This is a genomic window from Ideonella sp. P3_A4 (assembly GCF_056403075.1).
In genome coordinates this window covers 1-1,238 of sequence record NZ_JBFUGE010001097.1, presented here as the reverse complement: position 1 = coordinate 1,238, position 1,238 = coordinate 1, and the positions used below count along the sequence as shown (strand labels likewise).

2 protein-coding genes and 1 pseudogene are annotated in these 1,238 nt (G+C 63.4%); 1 reads left to right on the top strand and 2 read right to left on the bottom strand.

Features of this window, described 5'->3' with window-relative positions; translation table 11 throughout:
- A partial coding sequence (locus tag AC1DYI_RS36145) for an EamA family transporter (RefSeq protein WP_477208903.1) occupies positions 1-200 on the top strand: 200 nt, incomplete at its 5' end.
- A 120-nt stretch (positions 201-320) separates the two neighbouring features.
- On the opposite strand, the gene AC1DYI_RS36140 is transcribed toward AC1DYI_RS36145, so the two are convergent.
- On the bottom strand, positions 321-914 hold the full coding sequence (locus AC1DYI_RS36140; RefSeq protein WP_477208902.1) for a hypothetical protein: 594 nt from the start codon (positions 912-914) through the stop codon (positions 321-323).
- A 133-nt stretch (positions 915-1,047) separates the two neighbouring features.
- Positions 1,048-1,238: pseudogene (locus AC1DYI_RS36135) on the bottom strand (thiamine pyrophosphate-binding protein); the annotation flags it as partial.

The following is a 1,238-nucleotide window of genomic DNA, read 5'->3' as shown; positions in this document are numbered from 1 at the left end:
CCTACATGGTGCTGCTGGCACAAGCCTCGGCGGGGCTGGCCTCCAGCTACGCCTTCGTCAACCCGGTGATCGCGATGCTGCTGGGCGTGGCGATCGCCGGTGAATCGGTGACCGGCTTCGAATGGGCCGCCGTGGCTGTGGTGCTGGCTGGCGTGGTGCTGCTGGTGGGCAGCCGCGCGAAGCAGGCGCCGGGCCAGTAGGAACCAATCGATAAAGACAAGGGGCCCACGAAGGGCCCCTTGTTGTTTCGGCTGCTGGTCAGCCCTTCCCTTGGGAAACTCGCACGGGCCGCGTGAACGGCTGCGGCGAGTGATGGCGGTTTACTTCTCGCCAGTCGAGGCGAATTCCACGTCCGACACGACGTTCGCCGAATCCAGCGAAACCACGAGGCTCTTGCTGTAGAGCTTCATGTTGAAGACGCTGCCCTTCACGTGGGTGTAGCTGTACACCATGGCGTTCTGATCCTTGCTCTTGATCAGCGGATAAATCGCTTCGCCATTCGGCTTGCCGAGCAGAGCAATCACTTCGGTGCGGGTGGTCTTGCCCTTGACGATGCCGGGCACCTTGGAGTCGTCGAACTCCGTCGCGTCGTCCGGGAACGAGCTGATGAACTCTTGCCCGACCAGCACGTCATTGAAGGTCGTAAATACCATTGCGCGCGCCGGCGTGACACCAGGGTAGCGGCCGCTGCCTGTACCTTCGGCGTAGGCGTAGCGCGAAGACTTCACCTTTTCATTGTTCTTCATCGCCTCGCCGGTCTGGCCCGGCGCACCCATGACGCGCGTGATGTCCGCGGTCGTCGACTTGCCCAACTGAAAGGCCTGGGCATCGGGCCGCTTGAAATTCGTGCCCGCGCAGCCGGCAAGGAATGCAGTGGCCACGACGGCCGTCAGGAGAAGTTTGGAAGAACGCATGGAAAAAGTGGTCCCTGAACAAAGTTCGCAGCAATCAGGTTGATTCCCGCACCGGCGGCTGCAGGCGCCGGGAGGGCGGCGCGCAGTCTATTTCGGTCGTCGGACGGCCACAGCCACCGCCCCCAACGAAACCTCAATCAGCGGCACTTTGCCGCGCTAGCGCAGCCTCGCGAATGCTGGTCAACGTTCCACGGCTGTGGCTGACATCGGTGTCCAGCTTCAGGTGCAGCAGGTTGGGCCGGCCCGCTTGAAGCGCGGCGGCAAAGGCCGGCTCGAAGTCTTCGGTGCGCTCGACCGTCGCGGCCTGCCAGCCATAGGCACGGG

Coding starts and splice junctions, on each gene's coding strand:
- AC1DYI_RS36140 (WP_477208902.1), bottom strand. CDS start 914: ATGCGTTCTTCCAAACTTCTCCTGACGGCCGTCGTGGCCACTGCATTC.